The 20476-nt window shown below is 69.9% G+C and carries 16 protein-coding genes and 1 pseudogene; 5 read left to right on the top strand and 12 right to left on the bottom strand.

Annotation, left to right across the window (positions count from 1 at the left end):
• Nucleotides 1–440 (bottom strand): helix-turn-helix domain-containing protein (locus ACFYXM_RS33895; RefSeq protein ID WP_389295292.1); only part of this gene is annotated, 440 nt, incomplete at its 3' end.
• Nucleotides 441–565: 125 nt separating this feature from the next.
• A complete protein-coding gene (locus ACFYXM_RS33890; protein WP_331743584.1) occupies nucleotides 566–1138 on the bottom strand; it encodes a recombinase family protein in 573 nt (190 codons plus the stop codon).
• Nucleotides 1139–1358: 220 nt separating this feature from the next.
• On the opposite strand from ACFYXM_RS33890, the gene ACFYXM_RS33885 reads away from it, so the two are divergent.
• Nucleotides 1359–1628, top strand: a complete 270-nt coding sequence (locus ACFYXM_RS33885) for a hypothetical protein (RefSeq protein WP_389295290.1) — start codon at nucleotides 1359–1361, stop codon at nucleotides 1626–1628.
• 333 nt (nucleotides 1629–1961) lie between these two features.
• Here the strand turns inward: ACFYXM_RS33885 and ACFYXM_RS33880 are convergent, their stop codons facing one another.
• The 9 genes and pseudogenes from ACFYXM_RS33880 to ACFYXM_RS33840 all read right to left on the bottom strand — a co-directional run bounded on the left by ACFYXM_RS33880 (nucleotide 1962) and on the right by ACFYXM_RS33840 (nucleotide 14588).
• A complete protein-coding gene (locus ACFYXM_RS33880; RefSeq protein ID WP_389295289.1) occupies nucleotides 1962–3263 on the bottom strand; it encodes a GNAT family N-acetyltransferase in 1302 nt (433 codons plus the stop codon).
• Nucleotides 3260–4357 (bottom strand): ribosome small subunit-dependent GTPase A, encoded by a 1098-nt coding sequence (rsgA, locus tag ACFYXM_RS33875; protein WP_389295287.1) that lies wholly within the window; start codon nucleotides 4355–4357, stop codon nucleotides 3260–3262. The genes ACFYXM_RS33880 and rsgA overlap by 4 nt, the downstream gene beginning before the upstream one ends.
• Nucleotides 4358–4896: 539 nt before the next feature.
• Entirely contained in the window at nucleotides 4897–7887 is a 2991-nt protein-coding gene (locus ACFYXM_RS33870; RefSeq protein ID WP_389295286.1) for a Tn3 family transposase, read from the bottom strand.
• Between the two features lie 123 nt (nucleotides 7888–8010).
• Nucleotides 8011–8619, bottom strand: a pseudogene (locus ACFYXM_RS33865) (SAM-dependent methyltransferase); the annotation flags it as partial.
• A 90-nt stretch (nucleotides 8620–8709) separates the two neighbouring features.
• The gene (locus tag ACFYXM_RS33860; RefSeq protein WP_389295285.1) at nucleotides 8710–9216 is read right to left on the bottom strand and encodes a GNAT family N-acetyltransferase; all 507 of its coding nucleotides are present in this window, start codon (nucleotides 9214–9216) and stop codon (nucleotides 8710–8712) included.
• A 455-nt stretch (nucleotides 9217–9671) separates the two neighbouring features.
• Nucleotides 9672–10715: a hypothetical protein gene (locus ACFYXM_RS33855; RefSeq protein ID WP_389295283.1), complete on the bottom strand. Its 1044-nt coding sequence runs from the start codon at nucleotides 10713–10715 to the stop codon at nucleotides 9672–9674.
• Nucleotides 10715–11797 carry a TniB family NTP-binding protein gene (locus ACFYXM_RS33850; RefSeq protein WP_389295282.1) on the bottom strand — a complete coding sequence of 361 codons (1083 nt, stop codon included), beginning with the start codon at nucleotides 11795–11797 and terminating at the stop codon, nucleotides 10715–10717. Before ACFYXM_RS33850 ends, ACFYXM_RS33855 begins: the two co-directional genes overlap by 1 nt.
• Nucleotides 11794–13830, bottom strand: a complete 2037-nt coding sequence (locus ACFYXM_RS33845; RefSeq protein WP_389295280.1) for a Mu transposase C-terminal domain-containing protein — start codon at nucleotides 13828–13830, stop codon at nucleotides 11794–11796. The genes ACFYXM_RS33850 and ACFYXM_RS33845 overlap by 4 nt, the downstream gene beginning before the upstream one ends.
• The gene (locus ACFYXM_RS33840; RefSeq protein WP_389295278.1) at nucleotides 13827–14588 is read right to left on the bottom strand and encodes a TnsA-like heteromeric transposase endonuclease subunit; all 762 of its coding nucleotides are present in this window, start codon (nucleotides 14586–14588) and stop codon (nucleotides 13827–13829) included. Before ACFYXM_RS33840 ends, ACFYXM_RS33845 begins: the two co-directional genes overlap by 4 nt.
• A 291-nt stretch (nucleotides 14589–14879) precedes the next feature.
• Here ACFYXM_RS33840 and mobF point away from each other — a divergent pair, with 291 nt between their 5' ends.
• From mobF to ACFYXM_RS33820, 4 genes are all read left to right on the top strand, one after another.
• A complete protein-coding gene (gene mobF, locus ACFYXM_RS33835; protein ID WP_389295276.1) occupies nucleotides 14880–17282 on the top strand; it encodes a MobF family relaxase in 2403 nt (800 codons plus the stop codon).
• Nucleotides 17283–17434: 152 nt separating this feature from the next.
• Entirely contained in the window at nucleotides 17435–18214 is a 780-nt protein-coding gene (locus ACFYXM_RS33830) for a hypothetical protein (protein WP_389295274.1), read from the top strand.
• Nucleotides 18215–18302: 88 nt separating this feature from the next.
• Entirely contained in the window at nucleotides 18303–18758 is a 456-nt protein-coding gene (locus tag ACFYXM_RS33825; protein ID WP_389295272.1) for a hypothetical protein, read from the top strand.
• Nucleotides 18759–18830: 72 nt separating this feature from the next.
• Nucleotides 18831–19664, top strand: a complete 834-nt coding sequence (locus ACFYXM_RS33820; protein WP_389295270.1) for a transposase family protein — start codon at nucleotides 18831–18833, stop codon at nucleotides 19662–19664.
• A 373-nt stretch (nucleotides 19665–20037) separates the two neighbouring features.
• On the opposite strand, the gene ACFYXM_RS33815 is transcribed toward ACFYXM_RS33820, so the two are convergent.
• Nucleotides 20038–20463, bottom strand: a complete 426-nt coding sequence (locus ACFYXM_RS33815) for a hypothetical protein (RefSeq protein WP_389295268.1) — start codon at nucleotides 20461–20463, stop codon at nucleotides 20038–20040.
• Nucleotides 20464–20476 lie beyond the last annotated feature (13 nt).

Genomic DNA, 20476 nt, shown 5'->3' with positions numbered 1-20476 from the left:
GAAACGCCCTCCTCGCGGAGCAGGGCCCGAAGGCCCTCGTGGCTGATGTCGTCGACCACCCCCTCGACGACCAGGAAGTCGGCCAGCTTGGCCAGGCTCCAGGCCGAGAACGGCAGGCCGTGCTCGGCCGGCTTCGACTTGGCGGTCTTCTTGATCTCCCGGCGTTCGGGGAGGGTGAAGGTTCTCGGTCGGCCGCCCTTGTACTTCGGGTAGAGCGCCTCGAAGCCGTCGGCGTTGAAGTTGTGGATCACATCCCGGACCCGGTCCGCGCTGGTGAACGTCACCTCGGCGATCTTCGCCACGGACATACCCTGCGCGGACAGCAGCACCATCTGGGCCCGCCGCCAGGTCACCACCGAACCGGCGCCTCTGCGGATGATCCGCAGCAGGCGTCTCCCCTCGTCGTCATCGATCTCCCGGACCCGCACACGTTCAGCCACGTGATCATTCTGGCTGTCCGGTACGGCCCGGCGCAGCAACCAGGCGACACATCACAACAGGGCAAACCTTGCCTGATGCGGCACTAGCTCAGACACCAGCCGCAAAGTAGCGATCCGCCCTGGAGTCAGCTGTCGACGGACGCCGCTGCTGGGTTGAGGGTCTTGTGCACAACGCCGACGGACACCTTGACGGCGACGGCAATCTCGCGGATTGACTGGCCTTCGGCGCGGCGGGCGAGGATCACGCGCCGCTTGTCGTCGTCCACGACGGGGCGCCGGCCGCCGACGCGACCGCGTGCGCGGGCGGATTCCAGGCCGTTCTTCGTCTTCTTCACGATGTCGCGGCGCCGGTCCTCGGCAAGGGCGAGGGCCAGGTCGAGGATGAGTGAGCGTTCGGTGTGCTCGCCGGTTGCGATGCCGTCCAGCACCTTGACCGCGATGCCGCGTTGGAAGAGGTCGTTGAGGACGATCAGCCCTTCCAGAAGGTTGCGGCCGAGGCGGTCAACTTCCTGGACGGTGAGCATGTCGCCGTCGCGGAGGTAGTCGAGGGCGGCGGTCAGGCCGGGCCGGTCGTCGACGGCGAGCTTGCCGCTGATCCTCTCCTCGAAGACCTTGAGGCAGATCGGGCCGAGGGCGTCGTGCTGGCGCCGGGTCTTCTGCTTGTCAGTGCTGACGCGCACCAGGCCGATGAGCGCCACGGGGCACCCTCTCTGTTCATCAAACGTCTTCGGGTAGCGATCTGAACGCTAGCAGTTGATGAACGGGAAAATGAACGACTGGGGTGGAAGTTCGGGCGCTCGGCGGCGCCGGGTGTTCGGTAAACGACCGATAGATGAACACGGAGCCCGATGGGCAGTTGCGTCAACACCCTGTCGTAGGGACCACCCCGCAGATACTCCGAAGAGGCCCGGGAGCCCCGTGGTCGGCGGGGAACGGACGCTGAAGGCGTTGGCCGCCGAGGCGGCGGCGAACGAGGCCCGGTACAAGGCGCGGGTGCGCACGGTGTTGCGGTCGGCGTACTCGGCACACTGGCGGCGCATGCTTGCGCCGTTGCTGAAGTCGCTGGACCTGAAGTGCAACAACACCGCGTACCGGCCGGTGATGGACGCGATCGACCTGCTCCAGCGTTATCTGGACCAGCCGTTGAAGGAGTGCGCACGTGAACCCGTACGGCAGATTCGAACTTGACATGAACACCCACCTGGACTTGGCCGACGAGCCGGTGGCCGTGTTGCCCCGTCCCCGTGCACCACAAGAGAACGCGGCACCGGCAACGGACTGACACGGCGAACCTCCGGCGGCTCTCTCCGGGTCGCCCGAGCAGGGCCAGGGGAAGTACGAGCCGGTGTCCTGGCTACGGCGCCTGACCTACGCCGGCGAGCTCCCGGCCGCGCGGCGACCGGGCCCGCGTCCGTCGCGTCCCGTATGGCGGGATGGCTCCGATCGTCGGGCCGGTCCGCTCCTCGATGGAAGGGGCTGTGGTGCCCCGGGCGTTTGGCCCCCGGGGCACCACAGGAGGGGTCAGACGCCGAACGCGGCGGGGTACTGGATGGTGCCGGCGGGGACCGTGCGGGTGTCGTCGAGGGCCATGGCCATCATGGCCTCGTCCGGGACCTCGAAGGGTGCGCGGATACCGAAGCGGGAGGCCGGTGTGAAGCCGAACCGCGGGTAGTAGTCGGCGTGTCCCAGGACGAGAACGAGGTTTTCGCCCATGGCCCGGGCGGCGTCGAGTGCGGCGCGGATGGCGGCGGAGCCGGCGCCGGTGCGCTGGGCCGAGGGCAGCACCGCACAGGGCGCCAGGGCGAGAGCGGGTGCGCCGTCGACGTGGCAGCGAGTGAGCAGCGCGTACCCGGTTGCGGTGCCGTCGGGGGTCGCGGTGACCATGGACAGTCCGTCGATCCACGCCTTCGGGTCGGCGCGCAGGGCGTCGACGATGTCGGCCTCCAGCGCGGTGGGGAAGGCCGAGAGGAGGATGTCGCGGATGGCGGGGACGTCCTCGGTGGTCTCGGAACAGGCGGTCCAGGTGGTCATGGTTCCGTCCTCGGTGGTGTCGGGGGTGTGGTCGTGGGGGCGGAGGATGTAGACGGCGTAGTTGTAGTCGCTGCCGTGTTCGCGCCGCATGTCGATCTCTGTCCGGTGTGCGGCCAAGGCCTGCGGCATGCCGGGGTGTTGCGGGTCCGCTCGGTCCATGCGCTGGGTGAGCGGCGTGTAGTACTCGTCCCACCAGTCGCTTTCCGGCAGCGACCGGTGCGCGTGGAGACGGTAGCCGGCGGCCTGTGCGGCGTCGGTGTTCGCGGCGTGGGTGCGCAGCGGGTAGACCGCGTCCCAGTAGGCGCGCACCGGGGCGGCGGGGCTGGGCACGGTCCATTCCATTTCGGTGACGACCAGGACGCCGCCCGGGGCGAGCAGGCGACGCCAGGCGCGCAGGGCGACGTCGAAGCCGATGGTGTAAACGGACCCCTCGGCCCAGATCACGTCGAAGCTGTGATCGGGGACGGGCAGTTGGTCCATCGAGCAGTTGACGACCTTGATCCGGTCGCCCAGGCCCCGGCGGGCCGCTTCGGCGGCAAGGCTGTCCAGGTACGGCTGGTGCAGGTCGACCGCGGTCACGTGCGCGCCGGCTTCTTCGGCCAGCAGCAGTGTGGAGCGGCCGGGGCCGCAGCCCGCGTCCAGGACCCGCGGGTGCTTGGGCAGCGGTCCGGCCGTCTCCAGCGCGTGCCGTGTGGTGGCGTCCGAGCCCGGGCCCTGCCGGGGCAGGTCGTGGTGCAGGGTGAAGAACGCCTGCGTCACCGGGTCGCCGCCGGGGGTGTCGTTGTTGTTCACTGCCGGTGCTCCCGGAACTGGTAGGTGGCGCGCAGGTGGCGTGTGATGTCCTTTTTGGTGGCCTCGCGGTCGGCGCGCAGTCGCGAGTCGGTGCGGGAGGCGGAGTAGGCGTTCTCGCGCAGTAGTCGGTGGTAGCTGTCCAGACGGCGTTGGGGAATCTCGCCTGTCTCGACGGCGGCCAGCACCGCGCAGCCGGGTTCGTTCTCGTGTGCGCAGTCCGTGAACCGGCAGGCCTGTGCGAGGTGCTCGATCTCGGCGAAGGTCTGTTCCAGTCCGCTCTGGGCGTCGTGGAGACCGATCGCGCGCAGGCCGGGGGTGTCCAGCAGGACCCCGCCGCCGGGTAGCGGGAGCAGTTCCCGCCAGGAAGTGGTGTGTCGGCCCTTGCCGTCCACCTCGCGGACCGCGCCGGTGGCCAGCCGGTCCTCGCCCAGCAGCCGGTTGCCCAGGGTGGACTTGCCCGCTCCGGAAGGGCCGAGCAACACGATGGTGCCGTTCAGGACGGCGGTCAGGGTGTCCAGACCTTGTCCGGTCACGGCGCTGGTGACCAGTACGTCCACACCGGCGGCCACCCCGGACAGCTGCTCCTCGGCGGAGGGCAGGTCCGCGCATGCGTCGGCCTTGGTGAGCACCACGACCGGTTGGGCGCCGCTCTCCCATGCCAGGGCGAGCATGCGTTCGGTTCGACCGTGCGAGAGCGGTGCCGCGAGCGACACCGTCACCACGACGGTGTCGACGTTGGCGGCCAGGACCTGGCCGTGCGAGGTACGCGAAGAAGACGAGCGCACCAGGGCGGTGCGACGCTCCAGCGTCGCGTGCAGCACGGGCGCGCGGCCGGTGGTGACGGGGCGCAGTGCCGCCCAGTCTCCCGTGCACGGCGCCGACAACGGATCACCGTGATCGGCGGTACCGGGAATCTCCGCACGGACGATTCCGGCGTCGGTGACCGCCTCGCACGAGCCGCGTTCGGCCCGCACGATGCGGGCGGGGATCAGTCCGGCGGTGCGATGGGGTGCGAAGGCGTGCTCACACGCCTCGTCCCAACCGTAGTCCGCCAGGGAATACGACTGAGCATGATGCCAAGAGGATTGAGACAACGTAGGGACCCTTGAAAAGGGACCCCGATCGGCACAGTGGATTGCCTTCCGCGAGCTGTCAGGGCTCTTGCGGGGGCATCGCCGTCAGGTCAGACCGGGGCCCGGGACGTGAGGATGGTCCGGCGGGCACTGCACACGGCAGTGGCCTTGGCGACAGACATCAACTCACCTCCCGATTCTGGTCCCGCAGTGACCTGGTTGTCTCTGCACCAGGGATGCTAGCACCTCCGTTCCCGGCTTCGGACAATGCCGGGAACGGAGGTGCGTCGGCGCATGGTTCGGCTCGGGCGGCGGGGTCGCGTGCGGCGACATGTCGCGCCCCGGCGTCGACGCCGGGGCGGGCGTACCGGCCCAGGGAGCGGACGCAGGCGTGGCGGGAGCGGGCCGGCAGCATCGGGGCGGAGGCGGCGGACTCGGTTCAGGCCAGGGTGCTTTGGCGCAGCTTGGCACGGCCGGCCGTCCGGGCCCTCGATGTCCTTGATGTACTCGGGAGGAGGTGAGCGGGTTGGCCGGCGACCGCTGGAAGTCGTGGGTCTCGGTCATCGTGTCGCCGTGATCGCTCGGGCGGCGGTGTCCGCCGGGGTGCGGGGCCGGGGCACGGTGTTGGCCGACACCAGGTCGAGCCGCTTGTCCATGTCCAGGCGGAAGGTCCCGTACGGGTTGACGTTCGACCAGAACAGAGCAGTCAGTCCGCGCCGGTCCTCGTCGCTGAGCTTCTTCGCCCACTTCGGCTCGTCCAGAACTTGCTGGAGCAGCAGGGTGTTGACGTGCACGAGCGCCGACTGGAGTAGGTGCAGGGCGAGCATCGACGTCTCGGCGTGCTCCTTGTCGGGGCCGGTCAGGGCACCGTCCTTGCCGTAGTGCAGCACCGTGTTCGCCGAGTTCCAGTTCTCCACGACCTGAAGGCCGCCGTGAATCTCCCGGCGCAGGCCGGGGCTGGCCAGGTAGTCGCATGCGAAGACCGTGCGGACCGCGCGGCCGAGTTCTTCGAGCGCGGCGTAGGTGGGGTGCTTGGGGCCGCCGCGGGTGAAGCGCCTCAGCACCTGTTCGGCCTCGGCGGTGCCGAGCCGGAGTGCGGTCGCGTACTTCACTATCTGGTCGTACTGCTGCTCGATCAGTTCCCAGCGGATCGGCCGCGTCAGCGAGGCGCCTAGCGCCGGCCAGCCGGCCGGGGTGTCGTCCGGGCGGTACAGGCGGATTCTGCCGATGTTCTTCAGCCGCGGCAGCAGGCGGAAGTTGAGCAGTTCGGTGAAGGCGAACCCGACCACGCTCGCGCCGTGCGTGTCGACGTACTGGGACTCGATCTCGGCGTCCGTGCAGTGCCGCAGCAGGCCCTCGATCATCGCCGCGACCTCGGACGACGAACAGGACTTGAGCTGGGAGTAGATGCAGACGTTCTTCCGCTCGACGTGCCAGTAGATCATCACGCCGTTGCCGCCGTAGCGGGCGTGGTACTCGGTCATGAAGTTCGAGGACCAGGACCCGAACTTCTTCGAGTCCGACGCGCACGCGGTGCCGCGACCCCACCATGCGGCATCGCGGGCGGCGAACGTGCCGTTCACCAGCCGGGTGACCGCGGCGCGGAGGTTGTCAACGGTGATGAAGTGCCGGCGCACGTGCCGCAGGGCGGCCTCGCTCTCGCCGTGCTCGCCGGTGGCCACGATCGCGCGGATGCCCATGTTCGTGCCCAGCGCGAAGAGGGCCAACAGGAGGCGCCGCTGGAGGACGTCACGGTCGATGCGCTCGTACGCAGCTACCGAGGAGAACTCCTCGGTGAAACCGGTGAGGAAGTCGGAGTTCTTCAGCACGTCCAAGAGGTCCAGGACGCCCCAGCGGCGTACGACCTCGTCCTTGAGGGCCGCCAGGCCGGTGGGCTCGGCCAGCGGTTCCAGCTTCGGCACGGTGATCCACGGCTCGCCCTTGCGGGTGGTGACCTTCACCCCGCCCGCCGAGCCGTCCGCAAGCGCCACCGTGAGCCCATCCAGGGCCGCGGTCATGCGCTTCTTCAGGTCCGCGATGAACGCCCGAGGGTTCAGCGGCTGGCGGATCGCGGCGTAGTGCACGGTGCGGGTGGCCTCGAAGTCGCCGGGCAGGTCGTCCTCCGGATTGCACCAGCGGGCCGCGCCCTCTACGTAGATCTCGCGGCGGCGCACTGCGTCCCGCAGCGCTACCAGCACACACAACTCGTACGGGATGCGCTCGACGCGGCCCTTGTCATCGACGACAGCCTCGAGCCAGTCCTTGCGCACCACGCCGTCCATCGGCACGACGTCCGTGGCGTCGTAGAAGCGGGTCTTGCCGTCGACATCGGCGTACTTCTTCAGCAGCTTCATCGCGTCCATCACCGGCCGGTAGGCGGTGTTGTCACACCGGAAGCCCAGCGTGTTCAGCAGCGGCGGCAGCATCTGCCGGTAGTACGAGCTGTAGGAGGAGCGCAGGGTGGTGCGGACCTTGGCCTTGAACACCTTCTCGTTCGCCTTCGCCTCGGCCACCAGCTCACGCAGCGTCTTCTCACCCACCACCGGGAACAGGGCCCGGCGTACGACCTCGTCGGGCTTGTCGACGGCCGCCGTCGCCAGCTTGAAGAGGATGCCCTCCTTGCCGCGGACCTTCTTCAGCTCGGCCGTCAGCTGCTTCTCCACCCGCCGCTCGGCACGGGCGTTGATCTTGTGGACCAGGGCGACCAACAGTTCGGCCAGGGCGTCGGTGATCTCTGCTTGCCTCGACCAGCACAGTGCCGCGAGCAGGGTGATCCGCACGTCTGCGCTCGTGTCGCGGAAGTCCGAGGGGTACATCTTGATCGCCCGGGCCCGCCACGCGGCCACCAGCTTCTCCGAGCAGTCCGCGAACAGTCCCTCGGGCAAGCCCAGTCTGCGGACGTCGTTGAGCTTGGTGATCTCGGTGAGCAGGGAGTCCAGGCCGACCGCGCCCGGGTCGCGCTTGAGCGCGGCCAGCAGGGCGATGCCGGTCTCGTTGTCCTCGGCCACAAGAGACAGCAGTCGGCCTGTACCCGCCTCGCCTAGGCGCTCGATGACGAGGGCGCAGAATGCTGACTCCCACCGGCCCCGGGCACCGACCAGGATCTTTTCGACGCGGGTCCGGCCCGACGGCTCGATCTTCCGCGCCCGGTACTCGACCAGCAGAGCGTCGCGCTGCCGGGCCTCCACCAGCTCGACCGGGCACACCTCCGCAGCCAGCCACCCGGCCAGCGCCTTCTCGTCCGCGACCGTCGACGGCCGGAACCCGAGCGCCTCACGGATCTGCTTGCGGTGGTACTCGGCAGTCCGGCCGACCAACGTGTACTTCGCGAAGTCGGTGGCCGGGACCTTCACCAGATCGGCGACGTACTCCACCGCGACCGACGGGATCTCTTCCAGCACATCGGGGAACCGGCCTTCCAGCTCGAAGAACTTCAGCAACAGGCTGAAGCCGAGCCGGGTCGTCCCGCTCTTGTTCGCCACCAGGTCCCAGTCGCCGTCTACCAGCGTCCAGTTCGCCAACAGATCCTCTGGCGACCACTCTTGCCGCACGCCCGCCCCTTTGGCCTCGATCACTCGATCAGACCAACGACGGCGCCCAGGGCCGGGAAACGGGGCGCGTTCGGCTACCCGCGACCTACTTTGCGGCTGGTGTCCGAGCTAGGACACCGGGGCCATGTTGAGCCACTGCGCGGCGACGTACCGGTCCCAGCTGTCCTGGTCGGCAAGGACCATTTCGACGGCGTCACAGCCCAGGGCGCTGAACTGTTCGAGCAGTTCCGGCAGTGGGAGCAGGTCGTCCTTACGGGCCATGTGGCAACCCTCGACGGTGGCCTGGTCCTGAGGCTCGCGACGCCAGTACGGTTCGCCGGTCAGCATCATGCCGCCGGGGGCCAGGCTGCGCCGAAGAAGTCCGACGGTGCCCGGCACGCCGGAGCCAATCCAGGTGGCGCCGATGCAGGCGGCAATGCCGACCGGTTCGTCGGCGACGTAACCCGACGCGTCCCCCTGGACGAAGTCGACGCGGTCGGCGACGCCCAGCTCGACGGCCCGCGCGCGGGCGTCGCCGACGAAGACAGTGCTGATGTCCACGCCGGTGCCGGTCACCCCGTGGTCACGTGCCCAGGTACACAGCAGCTCGCCCTTGCCACAGGCCAGGTCGAGCACGCGAGTCCCCGGCTCAGGGCTGATGGCCCGCCCCAGGCCGGCCAGCTTCTCGCTGGTGAACGGGTTGAGCAGGCGATGGCTGCTCTCGCGGATGGTGAAACTCCGTGGCAGATCCACTTTTGGGATTTCTTTGGTTCAAAGAGGTCAGAACGGCCGGGGGCGGCAGCGGTGGTGTGTTCCGCTGCCGCCGCCGGGCGGGGATTACCGCTAGGACGGGGCCGGTGCTGCGGTGGAGAACCGGGCGGTGGTGGTGTCCTCGCTCCAGCGATGCAGGCCGGACTTCTCCAGCACGCGGACGGAGGCCGGGTTCGACAGCTCCACGTCTGCGCACACGGTGTGCACGTCGGGTGCGGTCAAGGCGAACTCGACGATGGCGCGGGTGGCTTCGGAGGCATAGCCGCGGCCCCGGCGGGAGGCGACAACGCCGTAGCCGACCTCGATGGTGCCGCTACTCGGCGGCCAGAACAGACCGATGGAACCGACCACCAGACCGCTGGCCCGCTCGATGATCTTGCGATGGCCGTATTCGGTCAGGCCGTCGGGGTGTTCGGTGAGGAATCCCGCGATGACGCGGTCGCCTTCAGCGGGGAAGTCCTCGGCCCAGTGCGTCAGCCGGGCGTCGCTGAGGACAGCGGCGAGTTCGTCGGTGGACCATGGACGCAGCACGAGGCGGTCAGTGGTCAGATCCGTACCGGTCAATGAGAAAGAAGACACGCGACACTCCTGGTCGTTTCAGACGACCGGGCCGCTGGCTACCACCGCGCGGCCCGGACAAGGGCATGCTGATGAAGCGCCTGGCGGGCCATATTCATCAACCTCCCTTGCCGCAGCTGTGATCGCGGGTTTCGCGCGTCGATGGATCGTATCAAGGAGGGGTGGAGAGGGCTGAGCGCCCCTCGTGGCACGGACGCCGAAGCTCCGACCCGCCCGCGTCGAGGTACGCGACCTCGAACCCCTCCACAACTTTGCGGGTGTGCCCGGTGACTACCTCGGTGACGAACGTTCGGGCTGCGGGCGGCCGGGGCGTTGTGTGAAAGTTGATCTTGCGGTTTCCGTGCGCTGGTGTGGCAGGCGAGGGTCTGTTCCTTCGAGCGCGGCGCGCATTTTCGCGGCCGTTTCCTTCATCTGGTCGTCGGTGCGTGTGCTGTGCCAGATGGTGCCCTCCCACTTCACGTACTGGGGTTCGCAGTCGCGGAGGAGGACCGGCTTGAGGTGGCCGTGGAAGAGGAGTGTGCGGCCCTGGTTCCGGCGGAGGCGGCTGAACCACAGCGCGCTCTTTTCGTGGCGGGCGAGCCGGTTCGCTGCGAGGCCGGGGAGGGTGCCGCGGACACGGCCGGGTGTGTAGGTGGCCAGAGGCTGGCTCGGTGGCCGCCAGGAGTCTGCGAGGGCCCAGTGCGCGATGGCGTCGCCGCTGCGGTCGGGTGGGTTGTAGGGGTAGGTGACGCGGCCTGCGACCTCCGCGAAGAACCGGGCCTGCTCGGCTTCGGTGCCGCCGGCCAGCCGACGCCAGTAGGGCGAGGCGACAACGGTGCGAGGGCGACGGCTTCGGGATAGACCGCGGCGAACAGCCGCGAGGTGCTGTAGGCGATGTAGTCCTGCTTCTCCCGGTCGAAGGGGATCAGAATGTCGAGGCGGTCGTCCCAGGTGTCCCAGGTGCCGAATGGTTCCGGGCGTCCGTCCACGGACCAGATGTGCGCGCAGAGCATGAGGCCGGTCAGCACCGCGTCGTAGGCGGCGGCCCAACCGTAGCGCCGCAGGAGGAGCAGGTGGCGCCGCTGTGCGTCGACGATGTCCGGGAGCCGGGCCAGGTCGACGGCCGGGTGGTCGATGTCGGGCGGCCCGATCCAGGTGCCGTGCCGCAGACAGACGTAGGCGTGGTGCGGCAGGAGCCGGACCACCCGGCCTCCGGGGTGGCGGGCGTCGCAGAGGTGGCATCCGGCCTGCGGCTGGTGGCGAAACATCTCCCAGTCCGGCGCCGGGTCGCGCAGCTCCGGCATCGCCCCGGCCAGAGCGCGGACGCTGCGGCCGGTCAGCGCGGCGAGCCGTTCGGGGACGATGACGCGGCGGCCGGCTCCGGGGTAGGCGGGTTGGGTGACCTGTGACCACAGGCCGTCGACGTCCAGGCCGTGAAGGGTGGCCAGGCGGCTGATGTAGGACGGGGGGATCTCGTGCCGCGCGGGCGGGACGGGGTCGGGCAGTGTGCGGGGGAGCATCAGGCCGCGGGCCTCCGCCGCCTGGTCGCCTTGGCCGGGGCGGTGAGCTGTTCGGACTGCTCGGCGGCGAAGTCGATCGGGACGATCTCCAGCAGCTCTTCGGTGATGGCTTCGCTGCCTTCCTCGATGGCCAGGACGGCGGCGCCGCGGATGAGCTGGGAGAGGCTGCCGATCATGCCGCCAGTGCGGTGGAAGAGGTAGTCGCTCATCGCGGTGAGCGTGCCCGGGGCGTGCTCGTGGAGCCGGAGCGTGGATTCCAGGGTGCCGACCAGACCGCGCCAGCTCTCCTTGTCGCCGGTGGTGGCGTAGGAGAACGGGGCGGCCGGGATGACGACGAAGCGTCCGGCGATCTGTCGGCCCCGGGTTCCGGCGAACAGGCCCTGGCTCTCGATGTCGATCCCCGCGTAGGCGAACGTGGCCGGCAGGCGCTCGGCGAAGTACTTCAGCTGGTCGGAGGCTTCTGCCCCGGAGCGGCTGCCGAGATTGAGGTTGTGCAGCTCGTCCACGAGCACCAGGCCGACGTGGACGTGGGCAGCGGTGGCGCAGACGGCGTCGACGATGTCGGTGTGGGTGGCCCGGGCCGGGAAGGCCAGCCCGAAGAAGCGGGCGAACTCCGTCGCGAGCATCTTCGGCGTGGCCGCCGGCGGGACGGTGACATAGACGACCGGCAGCCGGGCGCGGTCGTGCGGGTGGCGCTTGCGTGTGGCCAGCTCGTGCGCACGGCCCAGGTTCGTGAGCGCGGTCGTCTTGCCGGTGCCGGAGGCGCCGGAGAGGATCACGCCGCGTCGGGCGGAGACCTGGCGGCGGTTCAGCTGGACCAGTAGCCGGGCGGTGGAGATCACCTTCCGGATCGTCGGAGTGTTCACCAGTGGCAGGTCCGCGTGATACTCCCGCCGCCGGTCGTCCTCCCTTACCCGCTCCCGCGCGGGTAAGGCGGCCCGCTCGCTGGCGGTCAGGAGCTTGGGCGGGCGGCTCTCGTGCTCGACGTGGCGGCGCCAGCCCTCTTTGGTGGTCAGCGGGGAATCCGGCGGTGCCTGCTCGCCGGTGTCCCCCTGCGGCGTGCTTGTCGCGGGCCTGCTCATAGCCACCTTTCGGCTTCAGCGTGGGCGTCGAAGACCCCGAAGGGCACCACCTCCGCGGACGGCGACGCCTCCGCGGAGTCCGGCTCAGGGTCGGGCGTGTTCTCGATCTCGGGTGTTGCAACGGGCGCCGGGAGAGCGGCGGCGGTGCGGGTGCGGCCGATAACGCGAGCGGAACGGATGTCCGGTCCGTGCTCGGCCCGGGTCAGCAGCGCGTCCAGGACGCGGGCGACGGCGACCTCGTTGGCATCGTCCAGACCGGCCGCGGCGGCCAGGCGCCGGGCGTGGTCCCAGGTAAAGTCCGCGAAAGGAGCGTTCACCAGCGGCAGGTGGACCCAGGGGGCGGTGATCCAGCCGCCGGTGGTGCGGACGAAGACGCGGGAGAGGTCGTAGGGGTCGTAGTGCACCTCCCAGAGTCCGCGTTTGGCAGCGTGCCCGGAGTGCTGCCGCCGCCACGGCCCCAACTCGGCCGCGTCGTAGGTGCGATGAGCGATGCGGATGCCGTAGTCGTTGATGGCCCGCCAGGCCACCGGCAGCAGCTCCAGGTAGTCCTCTCCGCGCAGCACCAGCGGGAGGTAGCCGGCTGCCGCGACCAGGGAGGCGTACTTGTCGTTCGGCGACATCGCCTTCCCCGGCCTGAACGGGTCACGCAGAGCGTCGTGTGGCCTGGCCTGCCACCCGGCCAGAAGCCACTCGTCAAGAAGGCCCTGGAGTTCGGGGATCGTCCAGACAGCCTGGTCCTCGACCCTCTCGCCGCGACGGGAGACGTTCGGCCCGGTGTAGCCCGCAAGGTGTTGGCAGAACAGCGAGTTGATCGCCGAGAATGTCGCCTCCACGATGGCCTTGTCGGTAGGCGTGCGTGGTCTTGATCTTTGGACGGAGACGCCGAGCCGTTCGCAGGCCCGGATGAAGGTGTCGGAGATGAACACCTTCCCGCCGTCGATGACGACGGTGTCCGGCACGATCACCGGCTTCGCGGCGGCCTGTTCCATCCGCGCGTCGACGCTGAGCAACTGACCGTGCGGCATCCGCGAGGCTGCCATCCGCAGTGAGGCAGACCAGCCCGGCCGCATCGGCTCCGGAACCAACATGCGAGCCAACAGCAGCGAGGCGTCCACCGCTTTGGTGCTCACCGGCCGCAGCACCGCAGCGCAGATCGAGCGGGAGGCGACATCGACAGCAATCGTCAAATCCGCCCGCGCGGTCACCCCCGAGTCCAGGACCACCATCACGTCCAGCGGGGTGGAGTCGATCTGTACCTGTTCTCCGGGCCGGTCCGCGAACGTCGGCGTGAACGGCCCCGTCGGCCGGTTGGCCGTCTGACGCCGCGTGACCGCCGAACCGAAGGTGTGGCGCCCCGTCGAGAGCGCGTCGATGAGGCGGTAGAAGGTGTTCCGGCTCGGCAGGGGCACCACCCCTTCCCCGTGGGTGGCCTCCACCAGCTTCACCACCCGCCGGATCACCCGCGACCGCGTGCCGGTCGAGAACTCCGTCTGGTCGTCCAGCACCTGGCGGACCGCCGCCACCAACCGCGCATCCGCCCGCCCGGTCACCTCCCTCATCCGCACCAGCCGCTGGTCGACCAGCCCCCATAACCCTTGCCGGGCGTAACGGGACCGCTTGTCCATCACCGTGCGCAGGCTCACACCCAGTTCGTCGGCCTTCGCCTGAGCCCGCTCCACCACGGTCCGGGAGACGGGGTCGTACTCGCTTCGCACGACAGTGCCCGGCTCGGCGCCGGGCGGCAGCCCGGTCTCCACCTCCACCACATGCCGCTGCCACTCAACCGCCGCCGCCCGCGCCGACTCCGGCAGCGTCTCCAGCAGCCCTAACGGCTCCATCTCCGGCAACGGCTCGGCGCCGGTAACAGCGAAGTCCGGCGCCGCCATCAGATACGAGGCCAGCACTACCGATTCCGCCCCGCCGGCCGAACGCAGGCGCACCGCCGTCCCGGCCAGCGCCACCACCTGGTGCTCGCCGCCGTCGAAGGTGATCCAGTCGCCCGGCCGCAGCACCGAGCCCCCGCCCGCGGTCACTGGCTCATTCCCGGCGAGACCAGCGAACCGGAGTGCAGCGGCACCGAGATCTCCGCCGTCAGCTCGTGCGACCACAGCAGATGGAACAGCACCGGCAGCACCGCCAGCGGCTCACCCGCCGCCGCGGCACCGACCATCAGCGGCAGCGGCTCGGCGAACACCTCCCGCAGCCGCGAGGCGGCTGGCTCCACCCGATGCCGGGGGTGCCGGTAGCCCGCCAGCCACCGGACGTTCCGGACCACAACCGGATCCGGGGCACCCAGTAGCCGGAACTCCCACCCCACCTCGGCGCAAGCCGCCCCCGTCGCCTCGAACTTCGCGCGGTCCCGGGGGCCGCGGCGCTCGGCCGGACGGCAGTCGATGACCACGGCCCTCCCGTCGTCGCGACGGGCGAAGTAGTCCGGGGCGTGCGAGACGGCCCGGCCGTTCGCCGCCGACCAGAACAGCCAGAACGGTTGCGAGGAGATGCCCACCACCGCCGGGTCGAAGTCCAGCAGCATGACGTGGTCGCGCTCCAGCCAGGACTCGTACCCAACGTGCCCGCCCGTCGTCGCCGACCACCACCGGCCTGGAAAATTGCGCTGCCGGCGGTACGACGCGAAGGCGCGTACGGGGAGGGCGTACTCGAACGGTACGGCCCATGCTTCCTTCAGCGGGCGGCGTAACTCCGACCCGTCCGGGGCAACGTACGCGACCTCGAAGCCGGTCGCCGGCGGCCCAGCAGAAGCGCCCGGCAGGACGTCTAACGCATGCACCACGTTCGGCTAACCCCACCCCTCGATGCAAGGTCACGCTGACCTATGCGAAGCCAGATGCAGCTTAGAGCTGACATATGCAGAGTCAAGCCGTACCGGACATGCATGTCGGCGAGGGTCAGGTTCGGATCGCGGACCACGTGCTGCCGGAGAGCGATGACATTCGCGTCCGGCCCGGGGCCGCTTCCCGCCCGGCGGGCCCCGGTGAAGAAAGTTCGGCCGCTGCTCCCGCCTGGCGGGACGTGCCGCTGATCGGCCTTTTCTTGCAGGTCAGAGCCGTGTGGCGTGGTCTGCATGACAGTGGATATCAGGGTCGTCCGGGCCGGTCAGATGTACCGCTACTACCTGCGCGAGACCGTCGTCGGCGACGGCCGCCGCCCGGCCCGCACACCGCTGTGCGCCGCCCAGGAGCAAGCCGGGGTCCCGGCCGGGCGCTGGATGGGCCGGGGACTTGCCGCGCTCGGACTCGCACCGGGTGAGGAAGTCACCGAGGCGCAGCTGCGGAACCTCTTCGGCGAGCGCGGCCGCCATCCCTACGCGGACCGGATCGAGGCCGACCGGCTCGCCGCGGGCGACTCCCCGAAGAAGGCGTTCAAGGCCGGCGCCCTGGGCCGCCGGGTGACGGTGATGGGTGTCGACTTCGTGTTCCGGCCGCAGCCGACGATCTACCTCCTGTGGGCGTTCGGGGATGAGGAGACCCGCCGGGTGATCGAGGCCGCGCACGAGACGGCGATCGAGCGGGTGCTGGAGTGGATCGAGGACGAGGTCGCGGTGATCCGGTACGGCAAGGACGGCATCTACCGGGTGCGGCCGCCCGGTGGTCTGGTTGCCGTGCGCTTCCGCCACCATGAGGCGCGCTCCGGTCGGCCCTTGCTCCATGACCATCTGCTTCTGAGCGTGAAGGGGCAGCGCCTGGACGGGAAGTGGGGATCGGTCCACACCCTGGCCCTGCACGAGAACACGGTGGCGGCCTCCGCGCTCTACAACGAGCTGGTGGCCGCTGAGGTCTGCGAAGCGCTCGGGCTGGCGACCGAGCCGCGCACCGTCACCCCGGGGCGCCGGCCTGTGATGGAGATTGCCGGGGTGCCGCACGAGCTGATCCGCTGGACCTCCCGGCGCAGCGACCAGATCGCCGCCTGCCTGACCGAGCTGGAGCACGAGTACGTCACCGCCGTCGACGACGACGGCGAGCTGAAGTTCCTGCCCGTGGTCTCCGAGCGGGCCCGCGCCAAGCTGAACCAGATCGCCGCCCGCAAGACCCGCCCGCCCAAGCGGAAGACCCGGCCGCTCGCGCAGCTGCGCAAGGAGTGGAAGGAGAGTGCGATCCGCACGTCCAAGGTGGCCGCCGACGTCATCACCTCCCTCCTCGAGCACGCCCGCGCCGCGGCCGCCGCGATCCGGGCCCGGGTGGCGGCCGTGGTCGACGTCGCCATGGCGGCCGTCGACGTCACCGCGACCGTGTTTGTGATGAACGAGGGCGGCCGCTTCCACCGCCGGCACCTGCTCGCCGAAGCCCGCCGCCACCTCGCCCTCGTCCTGCGCGGCCGCCGCCGCGCCCCTGGCCTGGACGAGGAGATCGTGGCCGCCGCCATCTCCACCCACTGCCTGGACATCAGCGAGCCGAAGACCGTACGCGGCCGGGAGGCCGGCTACCGCCTCTACACAGCCCGGTGGGCCCTGTCCGACCTCCCCGCCCGCCGCCGACCACCTGCCCCCGAGCCCGACCCGGGCCGGCAGCCCCCGGCCGATCCCGGCGAGCCGCCCGCGCACCGGCCCCCGGGCCAGGACGCGGGGGAGTGGGGGATCCCCCGCATCCCGCTCCAGTACGAGCGCGCCGTCCTGGCCGGCGCGGTGGTGCGCGAGAAGCTGCGCACCGCCACCGCCACTGCCGTGCGAGGCCGGGCGTACGACGTCGTCGTCCATCAGCAGGCGGCGATGCCCGAGCAGCTGCTCGCGCCCGAGCCGGCCGACCCCGAGCACGACGACCAGGAGCCGAAGGCCGGCCGCGGGGAGGTGATCGACATGACGGCGCTGCGGGCCTTGCGGGAATCCCGCACGGACGTGGAAGCCCTCGATCTCACGGCCGACCGGCTGCGCCGCCTCCAGGACGCGTTCGCCAAGGTGGGCGACGACTCCCGCGTCCGCGCGGACCGCGTCCGCGCGAACCGCTACACCGGCCAGGACGACGACACCGGCTCGCTGCGCCGGCGCGCCCAGACGACCAACAGGTGCACCACCCGCAGGAGCCCAGACCGCACCGCGGCCGGGAGGCCGGCCACTGAGTGGACCCGATGGTGCGCACCCGGTGCGGTGGCGCGCACCGACGACGCCCCGCCTCCACTCCACCGGGTGGAGTCCACCGTCCGGGAGTGGACGACACCGCGCTCGGCATCCACTCCACCGAGTGGAGCCCACCGGGTGGAAGTGGACGCCATCGACGGGGGTGGGGCCGCGCATCCACCCGGTGCGTTTCTCCTTGACCTCAGCTCAGGTCAAGGAGAAACGCACCGCCTCCACCCGGGCCCACTCCACCGCACCGCGTCCATCCGGTGCGCGCTACTTCCGCGCCCAGGCCGCACCAGTGCGCGCACCGCCCACCGAGTGAGCCTCCGCCAACTTGAAGTCGCAGGTCAAAAGGCTGGTGTGATCGGCGCTCGGGGTGCTCATGCTGGTCGCGGGCGGAGGTCTGAGGTGTAGATCATTCGTCAGTCGTCGGTTTGCTCGCTTTTCAGGACACCTCGCCATCCCGGCCAGGTGCGCGGAGGGGTCGGGCGGCACGATGTCGGCCCACTGAGGGAGGGCGGATTCGCTCCTGGGACCATGAACACATGTCCGAGGAATCGAACCTGATGTCAAGCCTGTGGCCGCTTGCGGCGCCCGGGGCCACCGACTGGCTGCTGGAGCTGTGTGGCGACGGCATCACAGGGTTCATGCCTCCGGCGATGCCCGACGCAGCATGGGTGTTCAACGCCATGTACGAGCACGAGCAGGGACCGGAAGATGTGTCGTATCACGAGTACCACCAGGCACGTCTTGCCGACGGAAGCGCCCTGCCCCACAGCGTCGCGGGCCTCGACCTCGACGCCGTGAGCGTCGCCACTGGAGGAGGACTGGGCCGTGCCCGGCACCCGGGCCCTGGCTGGCGAAGGGTGCGCTGGGCCGAACTCGCCCGGAGGACCGGCGACCCGGTCGTGCCCGACGGGCTGATGCCCTCCTACCGTTGCTTTCCCTCAGCAAAGAAGGAGGGCAGCTGGCCACTGGGCACGGTCCCGCCGACCGAGGGGAGCCTGGACCGGGAGACATGGAACCGGCTGATCGGCATCCTCACCCAGTACAGCTCCGCAGGCCCCGACACTCGCTGCCTGGCTTACTACAACCCGCTGATGCTTGGAGCCATCGACTTCGACAACCTCCACGTGCGTGCAGGTCGGCTCGGCGACGCCGAGATCCTCTACGACCACTCCGAGGCAGATTTCAGCCCGTCCAACCTTTGGGTGGATGACCGCTCCTGGGTCCTGTGCACCGACTACGACCTGTGGGCCACCAAGGTCGCAGGGCCCCCAGCCCTCATCAACGCGTTGCTGAACGACTCCGAAATCGAGTCGGTTCGTCTGCCTTGGGCGCACTGACGGCAAGTCGGCCCCTCCCCGACTCCGAAGCACGAACGCATTCTGGTTCCTGCCTGCTGAGGCCGGGCGGCCCTCTACGATCCTGTGCATGCTGGACCCTGAGCTGCTGGAACGGATCACCGCGCGGCGCGCGGAGCTGGACGAACTCGAAGAACGGCTGGTCAAACGGCTGGCGGAAGTGCGGGCCGAGCGGGACGAGCTTGCCGTCGCTGAACGAGTCCTTGAACGGGTGACCGGGCAGCTCGCTGAGGAACGCGCGTCAGCCGGACCGGCGCCCAGGCAGGTGGCCGGCCGGACGGTGATGCTGATCCCGCATCGCGAACCGGACGTGGAGGAGGACTCGCTCCCGCGGGACTACCAGCGCATCATTGCCGCCGTGCGGCAGGCCGCTGGACCGGTCATGGCCCGCGAGGTCGGCGAGGTAGTGGGGGTGGACATCAGCGTGAAGGCCAAGCTCGAACCGCTACGCAGCAAGCTGGTCAGACTCGTCGATCGCGGCTGGCTGCGGAAACTGCCCGACGGCCGGTTCACCACCCGCCTGTGACCAGCAGCACCGCCACTCGGAGCAGCTCGGCATGGGCGTAACCGGGTTGCCCCCGGCGGCCGTTGGAATTGTGTGACGAATCCCGAAGAGCGCGCCGAGGACACCTGCCCGCTTGTCTACCAGTGCCGACTGCCGCTGTCCACGCGCACCGTCAGCCACCTCGCCGATCTACTGCGACGCCATCTGAAGGCGATCCGGTCCAGGTGGCGGATCCTGCCGCCGGGGAAGATCGCGGTGATCGTCCTGGCCGTACTGCGCCACGACCAGCGCCTGGCCGACATGGCCGGCGGCAACAACGTGTCCGAATCCACCATCCGCCGCTGGCGCGACGAACTGATCGGACTCCTCGCCGCCCAGGCACCGCGCCTGGACCGCGCCCTGATGAAGGTCGCCAAACAGGGCGGGGAGGTGGTCCTGATCGACGGCACTCTCATCCGCACCAGGCGCCGCACCGGAAGAGCCGATCGCCGGAACTACTCCGGGAAGCACCGCAGCCATGGCCTGCACTTCCTCGCCCTGACCGACGAGAACGGGCGTCTGATCTGGATATCCGCCGCGCGGCCCGGCCGCACCCACGACAACACCGCCGCCCGCCACGACCACATCCTGGCCCACCTGCGCGCGGCCGGCCTCGGGGCGCTGGCCGACCTCGGCTTCCGCGGCCTGGACAACAACATCCACGACCCCGTGATCGTCACCGGCTACACCGCCACCCGCACCCACAAGCTCACCCCAGGCCAGAAGGAAGCCAACCGCGTCCTCGCCGTGGGACGTGCGCCGGTCGAGCACGGCTTCGCCCATCTCAAGAACTGGCGGATCCTCACCAAGCTACGAGCCGAACCCGCCCGCGCCACCCGACTCCTGCGCGCTCTGCTCGTCCTGACGAACCTCGAAGTCAACCGTTGACGGATGATCTTCTCCGTGGACTCACGCCCGCGACCAGCATGAGTACCCCGAGCGCCGATCACACCAGCCTTTTGACCTGCGACTTCAAGTTGGCGGAGGCTCAGTGGACTCCACTCACTCCACCGAGCCCGATGCCAGGACGGTGGACTCCACCGCACCCGATGGCTGGAGGGGTGGGCTCCACTCGACCCACAGCACCGGGTGGGGGTGGATGGCAGCACGGTGGGGAGTGGACGCTACCCGTTCCACCACCCACGGCAGGTCGTGCACCCCCCTTGTCCACCTCCGCTACCTCCGACATCACCACCGAAAACGGGCAGCGCCCGGGGGAGGAGAGATCTCCGTCCCCGGGCGCTGCCCCGGCCGGTTCGACTCAGGCCGCGGCCGCCGGCCGCCCGGCGTAGGCGTCGCCGCGGATGTCGGCGAGGAACTGGTTGACCTGGTCGACCTCCTGCATGCACTCGATCAGGAAGCCCGCCGCGATCCACGCGGTGTCCGCGCCGCCGTCCGCCAGGCACCACCGCTTCAGGTACCGGCTCGCCACCGTCACCAGCTGCCCGAGGGCGTACGCGGACTCGCAGTCGGCGTGCTCATCGGGCACGGCGGTGAGGTAGTCGGCCAGCAGCAGCGCACCGAACTCACCGATCAGCCGTGCCAGCTCAGGGCCGTCGGCGTGGAACTCCGCCAGCGCGGCCTCCTCCTCGCTGCCCTGCTCCTTCCAGACCAGCTCCACGTAGTCGGCGGCCCGCAGGATCTGCTCCGGGGCGAGCTGGGGCACCTTGGCCGACGTCGTCTCCATGACGGCTCCTTGC

The sequence above is a fragment of the Streptomyces sp. NPDC002476 genome (assembly GCF_042889785.1).
GTDB lineage: Bacteria > Actinomycetota > Actinomycetes > Streptomycetales > Streptomycetaceae > Streptomyces.
The sequence above is the reverse complement of the archived record's forward strand: the minus strand, read 5'-3'. Positions and strand labels throughout refer to the sequence as shown.

Excerpts from the sequence above, each read along its gene's own strand:
- ACFYXM_RS33855 (WP_389295283.1), bottom strand. The coding sequence starts at position 10,715 with ATGCTCCCCCGCACACTGCCCGACCCCGTCCCGCCCGCGCGGCACGAG.
- ACFYXM_RS33850 (WP_389295282.1), bottom strand. The coding sequence starts at position 11,797 with ATGAGCAGGCCCGCGACAAGCACGCCGCAGGGGGACACCGGCGAGCAG.
- mobF (WP_389295276.1), top strand. The coding sequence starts at position 14,880 with ATGACAGTGGATATCAGGGTCGTCCGGGCCGGTCAGATGTACCGCTAC.
- ACFYXM_RS33830 (WP_389295274.1), top strand. The coding sequence starts at position 17,435 with ATGTCAAGCCTGTGGCCGCTTGCGGCGCCCGGGGCCACCGACTGGCTG.
- ACFYXM_RS33825 (WP_389295272.1), top strand. The coding sequence starts at position 18,303 with ATGCTGGACCCTGAGCTGCTGGAACGGATCACCGCGCGGCGCGCGGAG.
- ACFYXM_RS33815 (WP_389295268.1), bottom strand. The coding sequence starts at position 20,463 with ATGGAGACGACGTCGGCCAAGGTGCCCCAGCTCGCCCCGGAGCAGATC.